Origin of the sequence: Bacillus sp. M13(2017), from assembly GCF_002218325.1 — a bacterium.
GTDB lineage: Bacteria > Bacillota > Bacilli > Bacillales > Bacillaceae_G > Bacillus_A > Bacillus_A thuringiensis_K.
Genome location: NZ_KZ268502.1, coordinates 462,530 through 487,844, shown reverse-complemented (window position 1 = coordinate 487,844; position 25,315 = coordinate 462,530). Strand labels below are relative to the sequence as shown.

Sequence of the window (25,315 nt, the reverse complement as noted above, 5' to 3'; positions counted from 1 at the left end):
TTGTAGAAAGAATGGTTTAACATTTCGATTGCTGCGCGTGCTCCTAAGTAAGAACCACCAATACCTACAACAAGTAAAATGTCAGAGTCATTTTTAATTTTTTCTGCGCATTTTTGAATGCGAGCGAATTCTTCTTTGTCATATTGAAGCGGAAGATCTACCCACCCAAGGAAATCGTTCCCAGCTCCAGTTTTTTCGTGGATTGCGTGATGTGTTACTTTCACTGCATCACGTAAATAAGTGATTTCATGTTCACCGATGAAGGATAACGCTTTAGAATAGTCGAACGTTACATGTGTACTCATCTTTTTCCCTCCAATTATGGATATGTATTTCTGTATTCACTTTAGCGAAACTGAAGTTGTAAATCAAGCGATTCAAACATTGTAAACGTAACCAATATATATTTTTTAGAAAAAGTTCATTTTTTGCATAAAAATTCGTATTTTTCGGTATAGATGTATATACATCGTCTTTCGAACATTTTTTATGTATAAAAACAACATAACTACCCCATTCTATAAAAGAGTTAATTAACTCATCGCTTGCTCATGCTTCACAATTAAAAGGGGGGCTTTTTCATGAGTACTCTGCAACGTATCGCATTAGTCTTTACTGTAATTGGCGCTGTGAACTGGGGACTAATCGGGTTTTTCCAGTTTGACTTAGTAGCAGCCATTTTCGGTGGACAAAATTCAGCTCTTGCACGTATTATTTACGGCATCGTTGGTATATCTGGGCTTATCAACCTTGGTTTACTGTTTAAACCATCTGAAAATCTTGGTACGCACCCAGAAACAAACGAAATTCGATAATCAGTATGTCCTTTCACCTCCGACATACGAATATGATTGCATGCAATCATATTTGCAAATATATATCATAAGATAAAGTAAAAGAGGAACGCTCATATGCGTTCCTCTTTTACTTTGTTAACTCGGACTCTTCAATCCATTCTGCCAACTTTTCTCGCAGCGTATTAAATCCGTTTTCAGATGGGTTCGGTATAAGAATCCTTCCTTGCTTTCTTTTCGCCGCTTTTAACGATAAACTCATTTTTCTGTGCTCTTCATCAATTGAAAGTACCTTTACTTCTACTGTATCGCCGACTTTTAAAAAGTCATGAATATCCTTTACATATCCATTTGTAATTTCAGATATATGCACAAGTCCTTGTGTTTCTGCATCTAACGCTACAAACGCACCGTAATCTTGAATTCCAGTCACTTTCCCTGTTACAACCACTCCTGTTGTATATTGTTCTGACATATGAAACACTCCCATACGTTTACCATTCTCTCTACAATTATAGAGAGCAAAGCAGATATATTTATTTTAAATATCCGATTGGTTAGTACGCATTCTAGATAACGTTATCTAGAATGCGTATACCTTATATTAGTAAATTATACCACTATGACAGAACTCATTCAAAATTCATGAAAAATTTCCCTTAAAGAAGTATAATTCTCCAATATTAGGATAGACTACTAACACATGGCTTTCTAGTATTCCCCCCCTTTTATGGACAAAACGTATTACGTTTTGTCCTTTTTTTATTTTCGACAAACCGTTCCATTCTCTTCATTGCTTCCATAAGTTGTTCAAGCGACGTCGCATAAGAACAACGAATAAAACCTTCACCACTTTCGCCAAATACGCTACCAGGGACAACGGCCACTTTTTCTTCCAGCAATAACTGTTCTGCAAATTCCGCTGAAGATAATCCTGTTGAAGATATAGAAGGGAAAACATAAAATGCTCCGCCTGGCACATGACACGTTAAGCCCATTTCATTGAAAGATGTCGTCATGAAGTTACGACGCTTCTTATAACTATCTCTCATTCGAATTACTTCATCGTTCCCTGCGCGTAACGCCTCAAGTGCTGCAAACTGAGACATCGTCGGTGCACACATCATTGAATACTGATGGATTTTGAGCATTAATTCTGAAAATTGAACAGGAGCTGCAATCATACCGAGGCGCCATCCTGTCATCGCAAATCCTTTTGAAAATCCTGAAATTAAAATCGTATGCTCACGCATATTTTTAATACTCGCGAAACTCGTATATACTTCGTCGTATACAAGCTCTGCATAAATTTCATCAGATAATACAATTAGATTGTACTTCTCAACAATCACTGCTATTTCTTCAAGCTCGGATTTATTTAGCATTGCACCTGTCGGGTTATTTGGTGAACAAAGTAAAATTGCCTTTGTTTTCGCTGTAATAGCTGCTTCAATTTGTTCTGGTTGTACTTTAAACTCGTTTTCTAACGTAGTCGTCACAGGAACCGGAACTCCTCCAGCTAATGTCACAAGTGGTGCATAAGAAACGAAGCTTGGTTCAATAATGAGCACTTCATCATCAGGATTTATAATGGCGCGCATCGCTACATCTAACGCCTGGCTCGCTCCAACTGTAACAATGATTTCATCACTTGGATCATAAGATACTGCAAATTGTTTTTTTAGATACTTTGCTATTTCTTGACGGAGCTCCAATAATCCTGCATTTGCTGTATATGACGTATACCCTTGTTCCAAAGAACGAATACATGCTTGCCTTACATTCCAAGGTGTAACAAAATCCGGCTCTCCTACCCCGAGGGAAATAACACCTTTCATATTTGCTGCTAAATCAAAAAATTTTCGAATACCAGATGGTTTTAAAGATTCTGCTGATCTAGATAGTTCAAATTGCTTCATGGTGTCACCACAATTCGCTTATCATCATCGTCTTTTTCATAAATAACGCCCTCATGTTTATACTTCTTCAAAATGAAATGAGTAGTTGTAGAAACGACAGATTCAATTGTTGCTAATTTCTCAGAAACAAACATCGCTACTTCCCCCATCGTTTTCCCTTCTAATGTAATAGAAAGATCATATGTTCCTGACATTAAATAAACGGATTTCACTTCTGAATAACGATAAATTTGTTCAGCAACCGCATCAAACCCAACGCCGTGCTTTGGCGTAACTTTCACATCGATCATTGCCGTTAAACCTGTATGCTCTTTCACTTTCGTCCAATCAATATGTGTTACATAATCCACAATAATCTTTTCATTTTCTAATCTTGCAACCATCTTCTTTACTTCTTCTACTTCTATATTTAACAGCTTCGCTAATGTATCTACAGATAATCGACTACTCTTTTCAAGACAAGCTAATAATTCTAATTCTTTTTCTGTCACCATATAAATCATCCTTCCTTTTCGTTTGTGTCTAAATTATACAAATACCCTTTCCAGTTTGAAAAGAAGATTTTTCTATTGAATTATGTCAAAATAAAGTGAAACTTTAATCAGCGGAAAAATGTGGGATAAAGCGAAAGGGGATGGAACCGTGAAACCAAAAGTTTATATTGCTGAACCAGTTCCAACATTTGTAGAAAACTATTTATCAAAACACTGTGATTATGAAAAATGGGATCAAAATGAGAAAGTACCTCGTGATATTCTATTAGAGAAAATACAAGATAAAGATGGGTTATTAAATTTCGGATCTGCTATTAATGAAGAATTACTGACAGTAGCTCCTAACTTAAAAGTAGTGAGCAACATTTCTGTCGGTTACGATAATTTTGATTTACAAGCGATGAAAAACCGAAATGTTATCGGAACGAATACACCATACGTATTAGATGATACAGTAGCTGATCTCGTTTTCGCCCTTATGCTATCAGCTGGGCGCCGCGTTTGCGAACTCGATTCTTACGTGAAAAATGGTGAATGGAACGCTGAAATCGGAAAAGAACACTTCGGACTAGATGTACACCATAGCACAATTGGTATTATCGGTATGGGCCGAATTGGAGAAGCCGTTGCAAAACGAGCAAAATTCGGATTTGATATGAATGTTCTTTACTATAACCGCCGTCGTAAAGAAGAAGCTGAACAAAAATTCGATGCTACATATTGTGATTTACAGACGCTACTGAAGCAGTCTGACTTTATTGTTCTTCTTACTCCATTAACAGATGAAACATATCACCTTATCGGAGAAAAGGAATTTTCATTAATGAAAGACACAGCAACCTTCATTAATGCTTCTCGCGGCAAAACAGTAGATGAAGAAGCGTTAATCCATGCTTTAACAGAAAAGAAAATCTTTGCAGCAGGTATCGATACATTTACACAAGAGCCGATTCAAAAAGATAATCCACTCTTATCATTACAAAATGTTGTGACTTTACCACACATCGGATCTGCAACATTAAAAACTCGTCAGCAAATGGCTATGACAGCCGCTGAAAATTTAGTTGCAGGATTACAAGGAAAAACACCGCCTAATATTGTGCGCGGGTAATACCGAATAAGTGAAAGGCAAGATGACATCGTCATCTTGCCTTTTTTTGTTAACATATTTTCTTCTTCCTTGGAGATGATATGAACAAAAATCAATGGAGTGACAAAAAATGAATCATGAATATACTTGTCCTTATTTCACTTTTTCCACTCGCGGCACTACTGTTCATTACGAATTGTATGAACATGATAATAAAACAGAACGTCCTACTTTCGTACTAGTTCACGGCTTTTTATCTTCCTCATTCAGTTACCGCCGCCTCATTCCTTTACTATCGAAGGAAGGAACAGTCATTGCTCTTGATTTACCACCGTTCGGAAAAAGTGATAAGTCTCATCTGTTTAAGTATTCTTATCATAATTTAGCAACGATTATTATTGATTTAATTGAACATTTCTCTCTCTCAAACATTGTATTAGTTGGACATTCTATGGGTGGGCAAATTTCTCTCTATGTAAACCGTATACGTCCTGAACTCATTTCAAAGACGATTTTACTATGCAGCTCTAGCTATTTAGCACGTGCAACCTTACCTTTACTATACTCTTCTTATTTACCGTTCTTTCATTTATACGTAAAGAACTGGATTATTAGGCGCGGCATCGTTCATAACTTAATGAATGTCGTTCATGATCACTCATTAATTGACGATGAAATGAAAAAAGGTTACTCCGCTCCTTTTTATGACGACCGTATATTTCCCGCTTTAACTCGCATGATACGAGACCGTGAAGGTGACTTATCTTCAACTGAATTACAAAAAATCGAAACACCTATCTTGCTCATTTGGGGTGAAAAAGACCGCGTCGTCCCTGTACATGTAGGTCATCGTCTACACAAAGATTTACCGAATTCAAAATTTATTTCTTACGAAAATACAGGACATTTACTACCTGAAGAAAAGCCTAAACATGTTTATGAAGAAATTATCGCTTTTTCCGCGCAATAAAGTGAAAATTTAATTAGTCCCGACCTAACTTCTTTGCTTCCGCTGAATTTTGAGGTGGGGTCTTACTACCAAGCAAATAGCGGGATAATATAAAAAAGGCTGTCGGAAATTCCGACAGCCTATAATGAACAACTTCCGCCTTCTTTTATTACAAGTAATTCCACAGCTAACTTCTCACATTTTTCAAGCGCAGGTACTTCCTCAAAAGACATAAAGTATATATGTTGAATCTTCTTTGCGATGTATTTTGGATCATCAAACACACTTGCGACGTTCACAACATCGCTCGCTTCTGTTTCATAAAACTCCGGTCCCATTTGAAACGGATCCCAATTCTTCACAACCTCTATCATCTTTTCATATGTACCCATTCGCTTCCCGCCTTTTCACTTTTTAATACTTTTCTTTATCCTATCACATCAGCTATTCTATAAGAAGAGAGAGAACTTTCGTAACTTATTGGTTTTACAGAAGAAGGGGGCAAACTTATGCAACTATTTCATAAAGCAATCAATCGACGTGGAACGCATAGTATAAAATGGGATACATATAAAAACGAAGAACTTATCCATGCTTGGATTGCTGATATGGATTTTGAAGTACCAAAACCAATTCAAACTGCCTTAAAACAACGGATCGAACATCCGATTTTTGGCTATACACTTCCCCCTGAAAATATTGGGGATATTATTTGTAACTGGACAAAACAACAATACGACTGGGACATTCAAAAAGAATGGATCGTCTTTAGTGCAGGGATCGTTCCAGCTCTTAGTACGAGCATACAGGCTTTTACAAAAGAAAACGAATCCGTTCTCGTACAACCACCTATTTATCCTCCATTTTTCGAAATGGTCACAACAAATAATAGGCAGTTATGTGTGAGTCCATTACAGAAACAAAATGATACATATGTGATAGACTTCGAGCATTTAGAAAAGCAGTTTCAGCAAGGCGTCAAACTCATGCTTCTTTGTAGCCCTCATAACCCCATCGGACGCGTTTGGACGAAAGAGGAACTTGTGCAGCTCGGATCGTTATGTACTAAATATAACGTAATCGTTGTCGCGGATGAAATTCATTCCGATATCATTTATGCAGACCATACACATACACCGTTCGCTTCCTTATCTGAAGAATTAGCAGCGCGCACTATCACTTGTATGGCTCCAAGTAAAACATTTAATATCGCTGGATTACAAGCGTCGATTATTATCATTCCAAACGAAAAACTCCGTCACGCCTTTACAGCTATCCAGTATAGACAAGGCTTCCACGGGTTAAATATCTTCGCTTATACAGCGATGCGAAGTGCCTATACAGAATGTAATGATTGGCTAAACGAAATTCGATTATATATAGAAGATAATGCTCAATTTGCTTGTGAATATATTAAAACTCACATATCTGCTCTTTCTGTAACGAAGCCTGAAGGTAGCTTTTTATTATGGATTGATTGTTCTCGTCTAAAGCTTTCTCAAAACGAGCGTACCGCACTACTTGAGGAAAAAGGAAAAATCATTGTTGAACCTGGTGAGAAATACGGGTTAGGTGGCGAAGAACATATTCGAATTAACATCGGCTGTCCACGATCTGTTTTAGAAGAAATTTTGAACAGACTGCGTCATACGTTTTCATAATAAGAAAGGAGGCTATCTCCAATTATTTTGGACAACCTCCTTTATCAATATCTTTTCAATTACATTTCACAAAGAAAGCTACCATTCACGGTAGCTTTTATTTTTTCTTCATATCCGATGCTTTTTTTACAATTACGCCACAAGCAATTCGATCCCCTGATTTACCTGTCGGCTGTGTCATACCATCATCAGGATTTTCTGTAATAATAATAGACGCTCCATCTTTTCTATGAATCGTCGTTTTTCCTTCTTCAATTGTAATGTGGGGTGCATCGATTTCCGCTTTAATCTTTCCAGAACCGTCTGCAACTACGTTCGGTAAATCACCGTTTTCTGCACCCTTCGGATTAAGAAGACCATGTTTTTTATCATCGGGATTAAAATGATTCCCAGATGATTCAAAACGAGGTGCCTTACACTCTCCGATTTCATGTACATGTAGTCCGTGTGGTCCTGGCGTGAAACCTTCCCCTTTAATCGTAATCTTCACTCCACTTGTTTGTTGAACTACTTTCGCAGTCCCTACTTCATCTCCTGAAGCATTATGTAATTTCACTTCAATTTCTTTCGGCTTTCCTTGGTCACAACCTGCCATCAGAAATAATAAACAACAACTGAAAAAAAGCCGTTTCTTCATTCTATTCCCTCCAAAATATATTCTGCCCTTAGATTGTCCGAGCATAGAGGGAAACATACAAAAATGCGTTACTGTTTCTTTTCAGCTAATAGTTTTTCTTCAACTTTCTGTAATCGCTCTGCTTCTCTTTTTGATACACGAATAAACATGCGCCACGTGGCAATAGCACCGATAATAAATAGAACGCAAACAATCCCTGGAATAATATATTCTGTTTTATCTTCCGGAAAATATAAAGGCATCATATAGAACACTCCTTATTATAGGATTTATAAAACATCAGAATTTTCTGTTATATCATTTTAAATTATAGTGGAACCTATCCATATTCTCAAGGGGCGTTCTGAAAACGAATGATTTCTTTGACTCCTTCCCGTACTTTCCTTACTATAAACTTGAGGTGAAAAATATGAGAGAAACATTTAAAATTGGCGAAATCGTTACTGGTATTTATAAAACAGGAAAATACATAGGCGAAATTACAAATAGCCGTCCTGGTAGTTATGTCGTAAAAGTATTAGCTGTTTTAAAACATCCGGTGCAAGGTGACTTACATAACGTAAAACAAGCTGACGTGCCATTTTTCCACGAAAGACGCGCTTTAGCTTATCGTGAGCAAACGAACATTCCAGAGCAAATGGTAAAGAAATATGAAGGAGAAATTCCGGATTATACCGAGTCACTAAAATTAGCATTGGAAACTCAAATGAATTCATTTTCTGAAGATGATTCACCTTTTGCGGTTCGTAGTCTAGAAACATTAGAACAGTTAAAAAAGGACTATAAACTTTAAAAAAACAAAACGACCAAATTACATACTGTGCAATTTGGTCGTTACTGTGTGCTCACTTTCTTTAACACTTTTGAAAAATCAACGAGTTCCCCTAACGTTGGAGGTGCTGGTTTTACTAAATACTCTTTATCTTTTTCTACTAGTTTAAAAATATTGTACGTCGTCATCGCATCGTCAAGCGCACAATGATGCTTCCCTGTCCCTACTTTTCCATACGCCTCAATTGCTTTCCATAATCCTGTTTGATTTCTTTCTCCAAAAAACTTCTTATACTCAAGCGATAAATCACGACACTGCCCGAAGAATGGAAATGCTATCCCTGCCATTTCACAATTATGCTTCAACACTTTCATATCCATATTTCCCCACGTTACAATTGTCGGTTTACATTTCGTTTCGTATTCTGCAAGCTTCTTAACGAGTTCAGGAAATGAAATCCCTTTATCCACGACTTCTTGTTTTATTCCTAAAAACTTCTTGCATCGATCCGTTAAAGAGGGAAATGTTTTCGGTCTGACATGTGATGAATACGTATCTTCTACCTTACAGCCAGCAACTGAAACGAGTCCTACCTCAATAATCTCCGGAAAAAATCCTTTCGGTTTCTTTCTATGCTGGGGCATCGTAAACTCAAAGTCTAAAAATAAAAATCGTTGTTCATCCATACGATCCCTTCCTTATCATTTTTGTCATTCCTTTCTATTTGACACTCCTACACGAACAAGCTCGAATGCTAATTCCATTTTAAATATTCAGATTGGATGTATCTTATATATATGTCAAATGCCCACAAATATTTTAAAAAATAAGAAAAAATGACCTATGCAGAAAATATGACAAAATCCCCCCTTTCATTTACATCCGCCATTTTCCTACTTTATAATGACGTTATGTGTGTTTCTTCTAGAACATTTTTGACACACTAAGAAAAAGTGAATGAAAGGAGATGAGATTTTTGCACGAAACAACGCAAGAACTCGCTAACTGGCAGTATTATTTTGCTATCGCAGTCTTTTTAATTACATATGCCATTATTATTTCTGAAAAAATTAATCGTGCTGTCATCGCACTTCTTGGTGCAGCACTCATGGTAATTGTGGGAGTCGTCGATTTACACAACGCCTTTACGAAACATATTGAATGGGGAACGATTACGTTACTTATCGGTATGATGATTTTGGTGAACATTACGAGTAAATCAGGTGTTTTCCAATACGTTGCTATTAAAGCAGCAAAAGGAGCTCAAGGAAATCCAATTAAAATTTTAATTTCACTTTCCTTACTTACCGCGCTTGGCTCCGCATTTTTAGATAACGTTACAACTGTACTTCTTGTTGTTCCAGTTACTTTATCTATTACGCGCATACTGCAAGTAAATCCTGTTCCTTATTTACTTTCTGAAATTATTTTTTCAAACATTGGAGGAACAGCAACATTAATTGGTGATCCACCTAACATTATGATTGGTTCTGCCAATAAGCATTTAGACTTCAATGCTTTCCTATTGAATCTAGCACCAATCGTAATTATTATTATTGCAGTTACAGCGATAATACTTTACTTTATGTATCGCAAACAATTAATTGCCGATCCTGTACAAGTTAAGAAATTAATGAGCCTAGATGAAAAACAATACATTAAAGATCCAGTATTAATGAAAAAATCTTTAACAGTACTTGGACTTACAATTGTAGGTTTCATGACTCATTCGATTTTCCACGTTGATGCAGCTATCATCGCTTTAACTGGTGCTACTGTACTTATGTTAATTGGTGTGAAAGAGCATGAAATTGAGGAAGTATTTGCAAGCGTAGAGTGGGTAACAATCTTCTTCTTCGCAGGGCTATTCGTACTTGTTGGAGGACTTATCGATATCGGTCTTATCAAAATGTTAGCTCAAAAAGTAATCGGTATAACAGGCGGAGATATTTCTTACGCATCCATCCTTATTTTATGGGTATCTGGTATCGCCTCTGCAACAATTGATAACATCCCATTCGTTGCAACAATGATTCCACTTATTAACGATATGGCAGTTGGGCTAGGCTTATCACCATCTGACGCACAAATCGATGTATTATGGTGGGCATTAGCACTAGGTGCTTGTCTGGGCGGAAACGGAACGTTAATCGGAGCTTCTGCTAACGTAATCGTTGCAGGTATCGCGAGCCGTGAAGGACATAAATTTAGTTACATGGACTTCCTAAAAGTCGGTTTCCCAATTATGATCGTTTCATTAATCATTTCTCACATTTATATTTATTTACGCTACCTTATGTAGTAGAAAAAGCGCTCTGATAATCAGGGCGCTTTTTTACTTATATATAAAATATATCGACTTATCAACAAAAACGAAAAATCTATTCTTTATATCTCACCGGTTCATTTCGAATAATAAATAAATGAATCGGTAAGAACACCGAAAATGTGATTACATGAATAATCGTAAATAATATAGAGTTCGTTCCGTATCTGTCTAAAATAGCGTAGATAAGGTAAATGGACAATACAATCGATACAGCTGTTGCTAGTAAACTTATAATTGGTACGAAATTAAAAATAAAACATGCAACGTATATGCCGAATACTTTCCACCCTGCTTCTTCTTTCAAAAAATCTGGTAATTTATCTTTCGCTAAGTCACCCCACGTCTTACTATTCAAAAACGGAATAAACGCAAGCACCCCGTCCGTTGCACCATCATTTTTCGCCATCGAATAAAGTGCAAAAGCCGTTAACAAATATGAAATAATTGCCCAAATCAATATAACAAGAATAAACGCAAAACTAAGAGCAAAGAAACCTGCTAATACGCCTTGATCCTCCATCTTATCCTCTCCTCTCTACTTTCAACATATTTCATTACATTGCAAGTTATGTTTTAAAATTTATCCAAACTCTTTGTATAATAAGAAAAGAAAGAGAATAAGAGAGGAGCAACACCTATGCATCCATTTGTAAAAGCATTACAAGAGCATTTTACAGCTCATCAAAATCCTGAAAAAGCAGAACCTATGGCTCGTTATATGAAAAATCACTTCCCCTTTCTAGGTATTCAAACACCGGAAAGACGTCAATTATTAAAAGACATCATTCAAATACATACTCTCCCAAATCCAAAAGACTTCCAAATTATCATACGTGAGCTTTGGGACTTAACAGAACGTGAATTCCAAGCGGCCGCACTTGATATTATGCAAAAATATAAAAAGCATATAAACGAAACTCATATCCCCTTCTTAGAAGAACTGATTGTCACAAAATCTTGGTGGGACTCTGTCGATAGCATCGTCCCTACATTTTTAGGCGATATCTTTTTAAAACATCCAGAATTAATTTCTGCCTATATTCCAAAATGGATTGCATCAGATAACATATGGTTACAACGTGCCACTATTTTATTCCAACTAAAATATAAACAAAAGATGGATGAAGAACTTCTTTTCTGGATTATTGGACAACTACATTCTTCAAAAGAATTTTTCATTCAAAAAGCGATTGGCTGGGTCCTTCGTGAATATGCAAAAACAAATCCGGATGTAGTTTGGGAATACGTGCAAAACAATGAACTCGCTCCATTAAGTAAGCGTGAAGCAATTAAGCATATTAAGCAAAATTACGGAATAAATAATGAAAAAATAGGCGAGACTCTATCATAGATAGACACGTTCCTCTATTGAGATTTAAAAAAGAACGTGTTAGAATATGTTCATTATTATTAATATAAGTAGCGATGACGGACTTATAAGTACTTGCATAAAAAGCGATTCAGGGATAGTGAAAGCCTGAAGCCGCAAGGAAACGGCAGTCCTGAGCAATACATGATAAAGTGGATGCACCTTTTGTGTATCAACTAGGGTGGAACCGCGGGCAAACGCTCGTCCCTAGGCAAATAAGCCTTGGGATGAGCGTTTTTTTATGTTCTTTTTAGCATATACTGCTCGTTTCCAAAGTATCAGAGTATATCATCGCCAATACGTTAACTTTCAAAAGGAGGATTTTCTTATGTATTCAATGGAACAAGTTGTAAACTTAGCGAAACATCGCGGTTTTGTTTTCCCTGGTTCTGAAATTTACGGTGGTCTTGCAAACACTTGGGATTACGGTCCACTTGGAATCGAATTAAAAAATAACGTTAAAAAAGCTTGGTGGAAAAAATTCATTCAAGAATCTCCACACAACGTTGGTTTAGACGCAGCTATTTTAATGAACCCTAAAACTTGGATCGCTTCTGGTCACGTTGGTAACTTCAACGATCCAATGATCGACTGTAAAAAGTGTAAAGCTCGTCACCGTGCTGACAAATTAATTGAAGATGCTTTAGATGCAAAAGGCATCGAAATGGTTGTTGACGGTCTTACTTTCGACCAAATGGCTGACTTAATGAAAGAACATGAAGTAAAATGCCCTGATTGCGGTAGTGAAGAATTCACTGAAATCCGTCAGTTCAACTTAATGTTCAAAACATTCCAAGGTGTTACAGAGTCTAGCACAAACGAAATCTTCCTTCGTCCTGAAACAGCACAAGGTATTTTCGTAAACTTCAAAAACGTTCAACGCTCTATGCGTAAAAAGCTTCCATTTGGTATCGGCCAAATCGGTAAGAGTTTCCGTAACGAAATCACACCTGGTAACTTCACATTCCGTACACGTGAATTCGAACAAATGGAACTTGAATTCTTCTGTAAGCCTGGTGAAGATTTAGAGTGGTTCGCATTCTGGCGTGAAACTTGTAAAAACTGGTTACTTTCACTTGGTATGTCTGAAGAGAGCATGCGTCTTCGTGACCACGGTGAAGAAGAGTTATCTCACTACAGTAATGCAACAACTGACATTGAATTCAAATTCCCATTCGGTTGGGGCGAACTATGGGGCGTTGCATCTCGTACAGACTTCGATTTAAAACGTCACATGGAACACTCTAACGAAGACTTTAACTATATTGATCCACAAACGAATGAGCGTTACGTACCATACTGCATCGAGCCATCTTTAGGTGCTGACCGCGTAACATTAGCATTCTTATGTGATGCATACGAAGAAGAGCAATTAGAAAACGATTCTCGTACAGTTCTTCGTTTCCACCCTGCTTTAGCACCATACAAAGCAGCTATCTTACCATTATCTAAAAAGCTATCTGAAGGTGCTACTGAAGTATTCGCAGAATTAGCTAAAGACTTCATGGTAGACTTTGACGAAACTGGTTCTATCGGTAAACGTTACCGTCGTCAAGACGAAATCGGTACACCATTCTGTATCACTTACGACTTCGACTCAGTTGAAGACAAAGCTGTTACAGTACGTGACCGTGACACAATGGAACAAGTTCGTATGCCAATTAGTGAACTAAAAGGTTTCTTAGAGAAGAAAATCCAGTTCTAATTATAAGAAAAAGAGGCTGCTCATAAGAGCGCCTCTTTTTTACTTTTCACGTTTTTCTTTAATTGCTACTGTACATCTTGATATACATAGTAAATCATCATTTTCATCAATAATGCGAACATCCCAAACCATTGTCGATTGTCCTCTATGTATCGGTGTTCCGATCGCTGTTACAATTCCATCTTTCTTTGAACGAATGTGGTTTGCATTAATTTCTAATCCGAAACAAATACATTTTTCTTGATCAATTAAATTGTATGAACCAACACTTGCCACTGTTTCCGCTAATGCAATCGATGCACCGCCATGTAAAAATCCAAACGGCTGATGCGTACGCTCATCAACAGGCATCGTAGCAACCACCTTATCTTCTGTCATCTCTAACAACTCAATTCCAAGTGAATCCATTAAAGTTTTTGCCATATCGCTTCCCCCTTCTCTTACTTTAATTAAATGTATAATTTTACCTATTTATTTTCAAACTACTTATAACACTTATATAAGGAGGCTTCACCTAAATGAAACAGAAATTTTGTATATTACTGCTTATGTTCTCCTTGCTGACTATTGTACCAAATTGTGCAATAACAGCCAAAGCATCTAACCTGACAATCGATGTTAAGACTGTAACGCAAAAAGGTAAGAAACCTTATATAGAATATCAAATAAATAGACCTTCTTTTCACAACTTTTCTGACTCTAAATTTCAAAACAAACTCAATTTATACTACAAAAAATCCACCGACAAATTTAAAAACAAATTAGAAAAAGAAGCAAAAAAATATTATAAAGAGACAGAAGGATCTAGTACACCATTTCATCCGTACGTAGCAAATGTTGATTATAAAGCCTCTTTAAACAAACCACCTTTCCTTAGCCTATATGTGAATTACTATCAATATACTGGCGGAGCACACGGTCTTTATACGTGGAAGGCAAATACATTTGATTTAAACGAAAAAAAGGTACTGCACTTAGACGATTTGTTTCAACAAAAGGATAATTATAAAGATGTAATCCGTGCAGAGATTGTACGACAAATTAAACAAAATGAAAGCATTTATTTTCCTGATGCAACTGAAAAGGTAATGAGTATGAAAAAGTTTCACTTCTTTTTAGAGCCAGACAATCTCGTCATTTATTTCCCTTTATATGAGATTGCTCCCTATTCAAGTGGAATTCCGCAATTTCGTATTCCATATACGTTGCTAAGAGACTATTTAAAGCCTTCTTATCAAAATATTTTGATTGACAACAAGTAAATATTTTCGCTACGATAATGTTAACCTAAAAACAACAGGAGGTTAACATTATGAGGAGATTTCATGTTTTAGATTTAGCATTAGCTGCCATGTTCGTTGCTCTTATGGCCATCGGTGCAAATATTGTATCTTGGGCACCATTCCTTCAAGTAGCAGGCATCCCATTATCTATGCAACCATTTTTCGCAATTTTAGCAGGTCTTCTTCTTGGAAGTAGACTTGGTGCCTTATCCATGACTGTATATATGCTCGTTGGCGTAGCCGGCGCACCAATCTTCGCTAACTTCAAGGCTGGATTTGGAGCACTTTTAGATCCTACTGGTGGTTTTATTATCGCATTTATTATCGTTGCTTATGTGTCGGGAAAACTAGTAGAACAAAAAGAAAGACCAACATTCATTACATTTGCAATTGCCTCTTTCACAGGAATTATTTTAACTTATATAATCGGTACTACTTACATGTACGGGGCAGTCAATCTCTTTATGGACGGTAATATGAGCTATAAAGCTGCTTGGATGATTATGATGTGGTTTGCAGTAAAAGATATTGCATTTACAATTATCGGTGCTATTATCGCACCTCGCATATACTATGCTGTGCGTCGTTCTGCTTATCAGCATTCTCATTCAACGATTTCATAATAAAAAAAACGAGTTATTTCAGTATACTGAAATAACTCATTTTTTTATTATGAATCTTGATTCGCTTGTTCTTCTAAAATTTTCTTCATCATTGCAACCATGTCATCACGTAATTCTGGGTGTTGCAGGGCCATTTCGATTGTCGTTTGAACGAATCCTAGCTTTTCACCTACATCGTAGCGCTTTCCTTCGAAATCGTAAGCAAATACACGTTGGATTTCATTTAAGCTTTGGATTGCATCTGTTAACTGAATTTCACCACCAGCACCGACATGTTGCTGTTCTAAGAACATAAAGATTTCAGGCGTTAAAATGTAACGACCCATAATTGCTAAGTTTGAAGGAGCTGTACCTTGTGCTGGTTTCTCAACGAAATTGCGGACTTGGTAACGACGACCTTCTTGTTCTAATGGATCGATAATTCCATAGCGATGTGTTTCCGACTCTGGAACAGTTTGTACACCAATAACAGAAGAAAGTGTTTTTTCATACTCATCCATTAATTGACGTAAACACGGTTTCTCAGCTTGGACAATATCATCACCTAGTAACACTGCAAACGGCTCATCACCAATGAATTTACGCGCACACCAAACAGCATGTCCTAGTCCCTTCGGCTCTTTTTGACGGATATAATGAATATCTACCATTTTTGAAGAAGCTTGTACTTTTTCAAGCAACTCATATTTTTTCTTCTCTAATAAGTTTTGTTCTAGTTCAAATGCGTTATCAAAATGATCTTCGATAGAACGCTTTGTTTTACCAGTAACAATAATAATATCTTCGATACCCGATTTCACTGCTTCTTCTACAATGTACTGGATCGTCGGTTTATCTACTATCGGTAACATTTCTTTTGGCATTGCTTTCGTTGCTGGTAAAAAACGTGTTCCTAATCCAGCTGCTGGGATTATCGCTTTTCTTACTTTTTTCATCACAAAATACCCTCTCTCCTGTCGGAATCAATAGCAATCATTTCCTACATAAAACAAAAGGGAGATTTCGCTCCCTTTTGTTCCTTACTACTTAAAATTACTTTGTATTATAAACGATTCATAATGTCTTCTTTAATAGTAAGTAACTTTTGTTCACTATTTTGTAAAGAACTATCTTTCACACCAAAGTAAAACTTAATCTTCGGCTCAGTTCCAGATGGACGTAGGCAGAACCATGAACCATCCTCTAATTGATATTTTAACACATTTGATTTCGGTAAGTGAATCTCTTCTTTATGTCCATCTTGTAAAGATGTAACGATGCTTGCTTTATAGTCTTCCACTGCTACGACTGTTAAGCCCGCTACTTCTTTCGGAGGATTCTCACGGAACGTTGCCATCATCTCTTGGATTTTTTCCGCTCCATCTTTTCCTTTTAACGTTAACGATACAAGGTCTTCACGGAAGAAGCCGTACTTCTCAAATACTTCTAATAGACCGTCATATAACGTTTTCCCTTGTGATTTGTAGTATGCAGCTACTTCACATGCAAATAGGACAGATTGTACTGCATCTTTATCACGGCAGAATGGGCGGATTAAATAACCATAGCTTTCCTCATAACCGAATTGGAATTCATATTGTCCGCTTTCTTCATACTGTCTAATTTTCTCACCGATAAATTTAAATCCAGTTAACGTATCAATTGTATCTAAACCGTATGCTTTTGCAATTGTACGACCAATTTCAGACGTTACGATTGTTTTTAATACGACACCGTTCTCTGGAAGCGTTCCGTTTTCTTTCTTTTGAGATAGTAAGTAATCAAGCATTAATGCACCTGTTTGGTTTCCTGTTAATACTTGGAACTCACCATTATGATTACGCACTGCTACACCAAGGCGATCTGCGTCAGGATCAGTTGCGATTAATACATCTGCGCCTACCTTTTCACCGTCACGAATTGCATACTCAAACGCTGCGTGCTCTTCTGGGTTCGGTGATTTTACTGTAGAGAAGTTTGGATCTGGTAACTCTTGCTCTTTTACAACTGTTACATCTGTAAATCCAACTTCTTTTAAACCACGGCGTACAGAAATATTTGATGTTCCGTGTAATGGTGTAAAGACGATTTTCAAGTCTTTACCAACCTTTTGCACCATTTCTTTATTAATGATGACATTGTTCAATTCTGCAGCATATGCATCATCTACTTCTTGTCCAATAATATGTAATAAACCGTCAGCTTTTAATTGCTCTACATCAGCAACTTCAACTGTTAATTCATCTTCTACTGCATTTACGTAGCTAATTAACTCATCTGCCTCTTTTGGAGGTAACTGTCCACCATCTTCACCGTATACTTTGTATCCGTTATATTCAGGCGGATTATGGCTTGCCGTAAGAACGATTCCACTTACTGTATGTAAATGACGAACTGCGAAAGAAAGTACTGGCGTTGGACGTAAGCTTTCAAACACATATGTTGTAATGCCGTGTGCACCAAGTGTAGCAGCAACTTCCATTGCGAACTCAGGTGATTTATGACGAGAATCATAGGCTACAACAACACCGCGTTTTTTCGCTTCCTCACCTAATTTTTCGATAAAGCTTGCTAATCCTTTTGTTGCTTTACGAACTGTATATACGTTTAAACGGTTCGTACCAGCACCAAGTTCACCACGCATACCACCTGTGCCAAACTCTAGATTTTTATAAAAGCTATCCTCGATTTTCTTCTCATCTTGCTTCATATTTTCTAGCTGTTCTTTTAATTCTGCATCTAATTGTGCGTAAGAAAGCCAGCGACTAAATTCTTGTTTCCAATTCATTCTTCTCTCTCCTCTCGCTCGTCATACCTTTATTATATGAAAAAAACATGCTGTATCTCAATATTTTATAAAATCTAGCAGGATTTTACTAGGAATATTTGTATACACTATTGTTAAATACTCCACTAAAGGGAATGAGGATTATGCACGAATGGGGCTTGTCAGAAGAACTCAAAATACAAACAAAGCAAATGATTGAAATTGCTGAAAGAGAACTATCGATTATGAGGAACGCAATCGATAAAGAAGACGAATGTATTTTATGCAAAATGGAAGATATTCATCATATGTTGGCAAATGTACAAACATTAGCAGCTACATACTATATTCAGGCATATTTATCACCTTATACGGAAAGTTCATCTTTTATTACGACAGCTATCCAACATTTAAGCGCCAGAAAACATGGTGCTCTTATCGTCGTGGAACGAAACGAGACGCTTGAAGCTTTCATTCAAACTGGAACGACATTAAACGCTCATTTAACTGCACCATTACTCGAATCAATATTTTATCCAGGTAACCCTCTTCATGACGGTGCCGTTCTCGTAAAAAATAATCATATTGTCTCAGCTGCTAATATTCTTCCTTTAACGAAAAGTACAGAAGTTGATCCTGAACTAGGAACACGTCACAGAGCTGCAATTGGCTTATCAGAAAAGAGTGATGCACTTATATTAGTTGTCTCTGAAGAAACGGGCCGTACTTCTTTTGCTTTAAATGGGATTTTGTATACGATTTCTTTATAAACACTTTTTAGCATTTTTTTGAACAGCGCGGTAGTAAATGAATTTATATCGAATTACCAACAAATACACCTACCATATCAATAAAAAAGGCTGTCTCCAAAATTTGAGACAGCTTTTTCTTCAAAAAATTATTCTTCTCCGAAACGCTCCACAAGTGTTGCAAGTGTACGTACCATTGCACCAGTTGCTCCAGCTGGTCCTAAGTCGTGCGTGCCTTTTGTTTCTGATGTTCCAGCAATATCTAAGTGTACCCACGGTGTATCTTCAGCGAATTCGCCTAAGAATGTACCTGCCATAACCGCATGTCCTTCACGACCTGGTGAGTTATTTAAATCAGCAAACTTACTGTTTCTCACACGTTCTTTATCACGATCAAAAATCGGTAGTTGCCAAATTGGCTCATCTGTTTCCATAGAAGCCTCTAGTACTTGCTCAAACAACTCTTCATTATTTGTCATTGCGCCTGTCGTATGGTTTCCAAGTGCAACAATTACACCGCCTGTTAATGTTGCAACATCAACAAGGTAGTTTGCACCAAGTTTTTTGGCATACGTAATACCATCAGCTAAAGCTAGACGACCTTCTGCATCCGTATTTAATACTTCAATTGTTTTTCCGCTCATTGATGTAATTACATCGTCTGGCTTAAATGCCGTACCACTTACAACGTTATCAGTTGAAGGAATAACAGCGATCACATTTTGTTCTGGGCGAAGTTCACCGATAATTTCCATCGCACCTAATACAGCAGCTGCACCGCCCATATCACCTTTCATACCGACCATGCCTTCACGTGGTTTTAAAGAATAACCACCTGTATCGTATGTAATACCTTTTCCAACGAACCCAATGACATCTTTCCACTCTTCTTTTCCCTTATAAATAAGAGCGATCATTTTTGGTGGCTCTACACTACCTTGGTTTACTGCAAGCAACGCACCCATACCAAGATCTTCCATCTCTTCTTTCTCAAGAACTTTATAGTCCATATCATACTTCTCCGCTAACTCAACAGCATACTCAGCAAGCTTTGTCGCTGTTAATACGTTTGGCGGCATATTTACAAGTGTACGAGCTGAATTTGTTGCACGTCCATGTACGTAGCCAACTGTTAATGCTGCTTCAATTTCTTGTGCATCTTCCGCTGTAATAGCCGTAAACTTCTCTAATTCCACACGATCCTTTTTATCTGATTTATACGTTTCTAATTCATATGTACCAAGACCTTGTACTTCTGCTGCAATATGAGCTACATCAATCACATCTAATTTCTCTGTTACGAAAGAATCCAGTAAGATTGCTGCATCTTGTACTTTTGCTGCTTGCAGTGTTTTAAATGCCTTACCAAGAGCTGCACGTAACGTTTCCGTCGTATAAGATTCTTTCTTACCTAAACCAACGAAATAATAACGTTTCACATTTGTTTTTCCTAAACTATGTACTTTTGAAATGGCCTTTTTCTTCGTAGATAATTCTTTCTCTTCTAATAAAACTTGTAATTGTCCTTCAAACGCTTTGTCCAGTTCTTGTACAAAACTACTCATTTTCTCTTCTTCAAATAAAGCAATAATTACTGCTTCATGACCTGCTAATTCTTTCTGTACTTGAAACATGTTCAGACCCCCTAAATTTCTCTATCACCATTATAACTTTATTTTCGATAAAATGCGACAATTCTAACTACAGTTATATGACGTGTAAAATCTCCTCTATTATGAAATAAGCCAAGAAAAAAAGTCTAGCGTAATTACGACTAGACTATCTTTGTTTTAAATATTGACCACGAAACACTTGCATCGTTTCGTCTTGATTTAACATCGTTAACTCTTCTTCTGTAAACTTACCATTTCCTACTTTTACTACGTACACATTGACTTTTTTCTTACCCCATTGGCTATAAACATCTTTCACCGTATCATAATATAGATCAAGACGGTTTCCTTTTATTGCACCGCCCTTATCAGCTACTACACCATATCCATAACCTGGTACGAATAGAATCGTTCCAATCGGAAATACGCGTAAGTCCGCAGCAATTGTGGAATATAAATCCCTTTTCACTTTGACACCTGAATATGTAATACCATACTCTGGATGCCCTGGCCTCTTACCGGTTGACTCAATCCCCGATGTATAACCTGTTGCAGTCATTTCAATTGAACGATATTTAGACCAGTCGTTTGCCTGCTCTAAAGCATTTATCACTTCTTTACTCGGAGCAACATTTCTCTTAACTTCTGCTGCATGTACTTCTTTTGCACTCATTCCTTCATATGTCTTTACAATCTCTAATAAAGAAACTCCTGTGAAAGCCTTCCATGTTACGCATAATGCAATTGCAAGTAAACAAGTCATCATAATGCGAATACAATATCGTTTTAACATTTTTATATTCCACACTCCTTCATCGTTAATCATTCCCTATAAGATGAAGGAATATGCAAAAAAAATAATCTCCAACTTAATTGGAGATTAAAACATTTGATATCCGCTTTTCCGAAGTTTCTTGATTACGACTCCTGCTAAAGCAGCCCCTACTAATCCAGTAGATAGAATAAACACATCTGCTTGTCCTAAATGCGATACACTTGTCCCAAATGAAGAAAATGTTTCTTTCGGTTTTGAAAAATAATCCCACATACTCGCTTTATTAATAATAAGCATACAAACAATCGGATACACAATAACCATTACCCAAGTAGCTCGCAAAATCATGTTGAGTAAAAATCCAATTCCAAAGAACAAAATAAAAAATAACATCATTGAAATAAGTAATACCGGTATACTCACTCTTTCTCCCTCTCCTTCGCATGCGCCGTAAATACGTGATAGGCTGTATAACCAAATGGTTCTCCTGGATTTAATGTTTTGTCCACTTCAAGATGTAGTTCTGATCTTCCTTCTAACAAATATTTAATAAGCACAGACGTATTCGGATCACCCGCAATCTTATCCGGATGTAAGAACGCCACTTCAGACAATTCTTTCTCCTGTACAATAATATTTTCTCCTTCAGGCTCCAAAAGGAAAATAATCATATTATCACTAATCTCATTACGAATAACACCCGATCGAACACCAATGATCCCCTTCATATGAGCGACAATGCCTGTCTCTTCTAACACTTCGCGTTTCACAGCTTCATCAACCGTCTCACCTTCATTTACAAAACCAGCCGGTAAAGACCATTTCCCTTTTAATCCACTGTATTTCTTCTTAACAAATAGCCATCTACCATCTTTTGTAGCTACTAGGCCACTAACAGCTAGCCATACCTTCCCTCGTTTCTCCATGATGTAATAACCTCCTCTATTAGAACGGACAGAATATTCTTTCTTTTTATATATTATACTATATTTTTAATATGAAAAAAGCAGAAACAGCTCTTAGCCGTTTCTGCTTTTTCTACTATATATTAAAAGAACTTTAATTTACCTTTTTTAAGAACTAATAAAGGTCCACCTAATAAGAATAGGTAACGGTTATCGATTACTTTCTTCATGAAGGAAGCTTTCCAACCTGTTAACTTTTTGCCCATAACAACACCCATTGCATCGTCATGGCCTAAAGAACATACAGATCCTTTATTATCGAATACGAATTTCTTCATTTCACCCTTGCCACGAACTAATACAGTTAAGTTGTGTGCAATATTGTAACCTTGTTGAATTGCGATTTGTGCTGTTGGTGGGTATGGACGGTTAATTTCTTCGTTAATGATTAGCGCTGCGTCACCAACCATGAATACATCTTCGTATCCTGGAGCGTGCATGTACTCATCAACTTTTACACGTCCGCGCATTGCTTCAAAGCCAGACTCTTCCACAATGCCGTTACCACGAACACCTGCAGCCCAAACTACTGTTTCAGACTTAATTAATTCCGTATCATCGCCATTTGCAACGATAATACCTTCTTCAGTTGCTTCTTTAATTGCTGTACCGATGCGGAATTCTACGCCTTTTTTCTCAAGTTGTTTTACAGCGTATTCTACCAATGCAGGATCGAAACCTGGAAGTGCTGTTGGAGCAGCTTCTACACAGATGATACGTGCTTTTTCGCGTGGTACATTGTACTGTTTGCAAAGTTCAGGAACACGGTTTGCAAGCTCACCTACGTACTCGATACCAGTAAATCCAGCACCACCAACAACGATTGTTACTAACTCATCGCGCTTTTCATCTGCATATTTAGCGAAACTAGCTTCCATATGCTCACGAATTTGACGAGTTGCATTAATGTTAGCAATTGAGAATGCGTACTCTTTTAACCCTGTAATTCCGAACGTTTCTGATTCGAAACCAAGACCGATTACTAAGTAGTCATACTCTAACTCGCCGTCTTTTAAGATAATGCGTTTTTCAGCAGCTTTAATTTCTACTACTGTATCTTGCACAAAGTTCACTTTATTTGTATCAATAACGTCTTGAATATCTAGACAGATTTTTTCATCTTCTAATGTACCAGCTGCGCTCTCATGTAACCAAGTCGCTTGGTAGTGATAGCTGTTGTTGTTTACTAGCGTAATTTCAGCTTCATTTACAGATAATGCTTTTTGCAGACGAACAGTCGTAATCATCCCGCCATAACCTGCACCTAAAACTACGATTTTTGGAGTCTTCACCAAATCACAACCCTTTTCTTTATATAATAGTAATAAAAAATAATACCAAGTACTAAAAACTCTATTTGTCAAGAATGTGGAATTTATCACATTCTATATCATAACAAAACGCAGTCAAAAAATCGTACGAATTTTGTCATAGAAATTTAACATAATACTTCCCTATATTAGTCGGTTTTATTCCAGAATTCAAGCGTCTGGAGAATTATCAATATTTTAAAATAACATAGCGTTTTCAAGGGTTTTTTAGCCTTTTTTTCATGTATTTTCCTTTCTGTATATTTTATACAACAAAAAAGAACCTATGCGAAAACTTACACACAATTCAGTCGTTTTCAGAAGTATTATGAACTCAAATATGCTATCATTTATTTGAAAGTGTCATCATTTGCAGGATTTTCGTGTACATATGAACAATATATGAAATCAATATCAAAATTCCATCTATAGGGGGAATGAAAGTGGCAGAAAATCAAAAAGTTTACGACATAACAATTATTGGTGGTGGTCCAACGGGACTGTTCACAGCATTTTATGGCGGTATGAGACAAGCAAGTGTAAAAGTTATTGAAAGCTTACCTCAACTTGGCGGACAATTATCCGCACTCTACCCTGAAAAATACATTTATGATGTGGCTGGATTTCCAAAAGTGCGCGCACAAGAATTAGTTGATAACTTAAAAGAGCAAATGAAGAAATTTGACCCAACTGTTTGTTTAGAAGAAGCTGTCGATACGCTTGAGAAACAAGCTGACGGTATATTTAAACTTGTTACGAATAAGCAAACTCACTATTCTAAATCAGTTATTATTACTGCTGGCAATGGTGCTTTCCAACCACGCCGCTTAGAATTAGAAGGTACAGCGAAATACGAAAAGAAAAACTTACATTATTTCGTTGATGATATGAATAAATTTGCTGGTAAGCGCGTCGTAGTATTTGGCGGTGGCGACTCAGCAGTAGACTGGACAATGATGTTAGAACCGATCGCTGAAAAAGTTACAATCGTTCATCGTCGTGATAAATTCCGTGCGCATGAACATAGCGTAGAAAGCTTAATAAATTCTCGTGCAGAAGTAAGTACACCGTACGTTCCAGTAGAACTTATCGGTGATGACAAAATTGAACAAGTCGTTCTTCAGCACGTAAAAACTGAAGAAAAAGTTATCATCGATGTTGATGATGTAATTGTAAACTACGGCTTCGTTTCTTCTCTTGGCCCAATTAAAAACTGGGGCTTAGATATACAAAAAAACAGCATCCTTGTGAATTCAAAAATGGAAACAAATATTCCTGGCATTTACGCTGCTGGTGACATTTGTACATATGAAGGAAAAGTAAAACTTATCGCTTGTGGATTTGGCGAAGCACCGACAGCAGTAAACAATGCAAAAGCTTACTTCGATCCAAATGCAAAACTTCAACCGATGCATAGCTCAAGTATGTTTTAATATGCAAAAATAAAGCTCCTTCCATACGTGGAAGGAGCTTTCCTTTTATATAACATGAAAGCACACTGAGTCCGATAAACTATCGAACTCAGTGTGCTT

28 protein-coding genes and 1 pseudogene are annotated in these 25,315 nt (G+C 37.0%); 12 read left to right on the top strand and 17 right to left on the bottom strand.

Annotated elements, in window-relative coordinates:
- Nucleotides 1-305 (bottom strand): annotated as a pseudogene (locus tag CGQ22_RS11680) (glucose-6-phosphate isomerase); the annotation flags it as partial.
- 276 nt (nt 306-581) lie between these two features.
- Here CGQ22_RS11680 and CGQ22_RS11670 point away from each other — a divergent pair.
- On the top strand, nt 582-815 hold the full coding sequence (locus CGQ22_RS11670) for a DUF378 domain-containing protein (protein WP_000105788.1): 234 nt from the start codon (nt 582-584) through the stop codon (nt 813-815).
- A gap of 109 nt (nt 816-924) precedes the next feature.
- Here CGQ22_RS11670 and yugI read toward each other — a convergent pair whose 3' ends face one another.
- The 3 genes from yugI to CGQ22_RS11655 form a co-directional block, all read right to left on the bottom strand.
- A complete protein-coding gene (yugI, locus tag CGQ22_RS11665; protein ID WP_000003764.1) occupies nt 925-1,269 on the bottom strand; it encodes a S1 domain-containing post-transcriptional regulator GSP13 in 345 nt (114 codons plus the stop codon).
- A 253-nt stretch (nt 1,270-1,522) separates the two neighbouring features.
- Nucleotides 1,523-2,713: an aminotransferase gene (locus CGQ22_RS11660; RefSeq protein ID WP_000808532.1), complete on the bottom strand. Its 1,191-nt coding sequence runs from the start codon at nt 2,711-2,713 to the stop codon at nt 1,523-1,525.
- Complete coding sequence (locus CGQ22_RS11655; RefSeq protein WP_000255696.1) at nt 2,710-3,207, bottom strand: Lrp/AsnC family transcriptional regulator; 498 nt, start codon at nt 3,205-3,207, stop codon at nt 2,710-2,712. Before CGQ22_RS11655 ends, CGQ22_RS11660 begins: the two co-directional genes overlap by 4 nt.
- Nucleotides 3,208-3,325: 118 nt before the next feature.
- Here CGQ22_RS11655 and CGQ22_RS11650 point away from each other — a divergent pair, with 118 nt between their 5' ends.
- Nucleotides 3,326-4,318, top strand: coding sequence for a 2-hydroxyacid dehydrogenase (locus tag CGQ22_RS11650; RefSeq protein WP_089148723.1), 993 nt, complete (start codon nt 3,326-3,328; stop codon nt 4,316-4,318).
- Between the two features lie 109 nt (nt 4,319-4,427).
- Complete coding sequence (locus CGQ22_RS11645; RefSeq protein WP_089148722.1) at nt 4,428-5,267, top strand: alpha/beta fold hydrolase; 840 nt, start codon at nt 4,428-4,430, stop codon at nt 5,265-5,267.
- A 119-nt stretch (nt 5,268-5,386) separates the two neighbouring features.
- Here CGQ22_RS11645 and CGQ22_RS11640 read toward each other — a convergent pair whose 3' ends face one another.
- Entirely contained in the window at nt 5,387-5,638 is a 252-nt protein-coding gene (locus CGQ22_RS11640; RefSeq protein ID WP_000537632.1) for a YugE family protein, read from the bottom strand.
- A 117-nt stretch (nt 5,639-5,755) separates the two neighbouring features.
- Between CGQ22_RS11640 and CGQ22_RS11635 the strand changes: the two genes are divergently transcribed.
- The gene (locus CGQ22_RS11635) at nt 5,756-6,907 is read left to right on the top strand and encodes a MalY/PatB family protein (protein ID WP_001175810.1); all 1,152 of its coding nucleotides are present in this window, start codon (nt 5,756-5,758) and stop codon (nt 6,905-6,907) included.
- A 97-nt stretch (nt 6,908-7,004) separates the two neighbouring features.
- Here CGQ22_RS11635 and sodC read toward each other — a convergent pair whose 3' ends face one another.
- On the bottom strand, nt 7,005-7,544 hold the full coding sequence (gene sodC, locus CGQ22_RS11630) for a superoxide dismutase [Cu-Zn] (RefSeq protein WP_061884705.1): 540 nt from the start codon (nt 7,542-7,544) through the stop codon (nt 7,005-7,007).
- 68 nt (nt 7,545-7,612) lie between these two features.
- Nucleotides 7,613-7,789: a hypothetical protein gene (locus CGQ22_RS31940; RefSeq protein ID WP_000982757.1), complete on the bottom strand. Its 177-nt coding sequence runs from the start codon at nt 7,787-7,789 to the stop codon at nt 7,613-7,615.
- Nucleotides 7,790-7,953: 164 nt separating this feature from the next.
- Between CGQ22_RS31940 and kapB the strand changes: the two genes are divergently transcribed.
- Nucleotides 7,954-8,337: a kinase-associated lipoprotein KapB gene (kapB, locus tag CGQ22_RS11620; RefSeq protein ID WP_061884706.1), complete on the top strand. Its 384-nt coding sequence runs from the start codon at nt 7,954-7,956 to the stop codon at nt 8,335-8,337.
- Between the two features lie 41 nt (nt 8,338-8,378).
- Here the strand turns inward: kapB and kapD are convergent, their stop codons facing one another.
- On the bottom strand, nt 8,379-9,002 hold the full coding sequence (kapD, locus tag CGQ22_RS11615; protein WP_000344356.1) for a 3'-5' exonuclease KapD: 624 nt from the start codon (nt 9,000-9,002) through the stop codon (nt 8,379-8,381).
- A gap of 290 nt (nt 9,003-9,292) precedes the next feature.
- Here kapD and CGQ22_RS11610 point away from each other — a divergent pair, with 290 nt between their 5' ends.
- Nucleotides 9,293-10,618 carry an ArsB/NhaD family transporter gene (locus CGQ22_RS11610; protein ID WP_000545232.1) on the top strand — a complete coding sequence of 442 codons (1,326 nt, stop codon included), beginning with the start codon at nt 9,293-9,295 and terminating at the stop codon, nt 10,616-10,618.
- A 79-nt stretch (nt 10,619-10,697) separates the two neighbouring features.
- Here the strand turns inward: CGQ22_RS11610 and CGQ22_RS11605 are convergent, their stop codons facing one another.
- Nucleotides 10,698-11,165, bottom strand: coding sequence for a hypothetical protein (locus tag CGQ22_RS11605; protein WP_000390061.1), 468 nt, complete (start codon nt 11,163-11,165; stop codon nt 10,698-10,700).
- 117 nt (nt 11,166-11,282) lie between these two features.
- On the opposite strand from CGQ22_RS11605, the gene CGQ22_RS11600 reads away from it, so the two are divergent.
- Nucleotides 11,283-11,996: a DNA alkylation repair protein gene (locus CGQ22_RS11600; RefSeq protein ID WP_061884707.1), complete on the top strand. Its 714-nt coding sequence runs from the start codon at nt 11,283-11,285 to the stop codon at nt 11,994-11,996.
- A 346-nt stretch (nt 11,997-12,342) separates the two neighbouring features.
- Nucleotides 12,343-13,719 (top strand): glycine--tRNA ligase, encoded by a 1,377-nt coding sequence (locus CGQ22_RS11590; RefSeq protein ID WP_000287147.1) that lies wholly within the window; start codon nt 12,343-12,345, stop codon nt 13,717-13,719.
- Nucleotides 13,720-13,758: 39 nt separating this feature from the next.
- Here CGQ22_RS11590 and CGQ22_RS11585 read toward each other — a convergent pair whose 3' ends face one another.
- On the bottom strand, nt 13,759-14,142 hold the full coding sequence (locus tag CGQ22_RS11585) for a hotdog fold thioesterase (protein ID WP_089148721.1): 384 nt from the start codon (nt 14,140-14,142) through the stop codon (nt 13,759-13,761).
- A gap of 95 nt (nt 14,143-14,237) precedes the next feature.
- Between CGQ22_RS11585 and CGQ22_RS11580 the strand changes: the two genes are divergently transcribed.
- Both CGQ22_RS11580 and CGQ22_RS11575 read left to right on the top strand, forming a co-directional pair.
- Entirely contained in the window at nt 14,238-14,981 is a 744-nt protein-coding gene (locus CGQ22_RS11580; protein WP_089148720.1) for a DUF3298 and DUF4163 domain-containing protein, read from the top strand.
- A 50-nt stretch (nt 14,982-15,031) separates the two neighbouring features.
- Nucleotides 15,032-15,625, top strand: a complete 594-nt coding sequence (locus CGQ22_RS11575; RefSeq protein ID WP_001252162.1) for a biotin transporter BioY — start codon at nt 15,032-15,034, stop codon at nt 15,623-15,625.
- Nucleotides 15,626-15,672: 47 nt separating this feature from the next.
- Here CGQ22_RS11575 and galU read toward each other — a convergent pair whose 3' ends face one another.
- Together galU and CGQ22_RS11565 are read right to left on the bottom strand one after the other, a co-directional pair.
- On the bottom strand, nt 15,673-16,560 hold the full coding sequence (gene galU / locus CGQ22_RS11570; protein ID WP_002181028.1) for a UTP--glucose-1-phosphate uridylyltransferase GalU: 888 nt from the start codon (nt 16,558-16,560) through the stop codon (nt 15,673-15,675).
- A gap of 107 nt (nt 16,561-16,667) precedes the next feature.
- A complete protein-coding gene (locus tag CGQ22_RS11565; protein WP_001104205.1) occupies nt 16,668-18,392 on the bottom strand; it encodes a phospho-sugar mutase in 1,725 nt (574 codons plus the stop codon).
- Nucleotides 18,393-18,535: 143 nt separating this feature from the next.
- Between CGQ22_RS11565 and cdaS the strand changes: the two genes are divergently transcribed.
- A complete protein-coding gene (gene cdaS, locus CGQ22_RS11560) occupies nt 18,536-19,141 on the top strand; it encodes a sporulation-specific diadenylate cyclase CdaS (protein WP_000545255.1) in 606 nt (201 codons plus the stop codon).
- A gap of 128 nt (nt 19,142-19,269) precedes the next feature.
- Here the strand turns inward: cdaS and pepA are convergent, their stop codons facing one another.
- The 5 genes from pepA to CGQ22_RS11535 all read right to left on the bottom strand — a co-directional run bounded on the left by pepA (nt 19,270) and on the right by CGQ22_RS11535 (nt 23,765).
- The gene (gene pepA / locus CGQ22_RS11555; RefSeq protein WP_089148719.1) at nt 19,270-20,754 is read right to left on the bottom strand and encodes a cytosol aminopeptidase; all 1,485 of its coding nucleotides are present in this window, start codon (nt 20,752-20,754) and stop codon (nt 19,270-19,272) included.
- Nucleotides 20,755-20,899: 145 nt separating this feature from the next.
- Nucleotides 20,900-21,526, bottom strand: a complete 627-nt coding sequence (locus CGQ22_RS11550; RefSeq protein ID WP_000920095.1) for a 3D domain-containing protein — start codon at nt 21,524-21,526, stop codon at nt 20,900-20,902.
- A gap of 87 nt (nt 21,527-21,613) precedes the next feature.
- Nucleotides 21,614-21,931 carry a YuiB family protein gene (locus tag CGQ22_RS11545; protein WP_000027016.1) on the bottom strand — a complete coding sequence of 106 codons (318 nt, stop codon included), beginning with the start codon at nt 21,929-21,931 and terminating at the stop codon, nt 21,614-21,616.
- The gene (locus CGQ22_RS11540; protein WP_089148718.1) at nt 21,928-22,434 is read right to left on the bottom strand and encodes an NUDIX hydrolase; all 507 of its coding nucleotides are present in this window, start codon (nt 22,432-22,434) and stop codon (nt 21,928-21,930) included. Before CGQ22_RS11540 ends, CGQ22_RS11545 begins: the two co-directional genes overlap by 4 nt.
- A gap of 122 nt (nt 22,435-22,556) precedes the next feature.
- On the bottom strand, nt 22,557-23,765 hold the full coding sequence (locus tag CGQ22_RS11535) for an NAD(P)/FAD-dependent oxidoreductase (RefSeq protein WP_000856598.1): 1,209 nt from the start codon (nt 23,763-23,765) through the stop codon (nt 22,557-22,559).
- A 461-nt stretch (nt 23,766-24,226) separates the two neighbouring features.
- Between CGQ22_RS11535 and CGQ22_RS11530 the strand changes: the two genes are divergently transcribed.
- Complete coding sequence (locus CGQ22_RS11530; RefSeq protein ID WP_139032800.1) at nt 24,227-25,216, top strand: NAD(P)/FAD-dependent oxidoreductase; 990 nt, start codon at nt 24,227-24,229, stop codon at nt 25,214-25,216.
- Nucleotides 25,217-25,315: the final 99 nt, after the last annotated feature.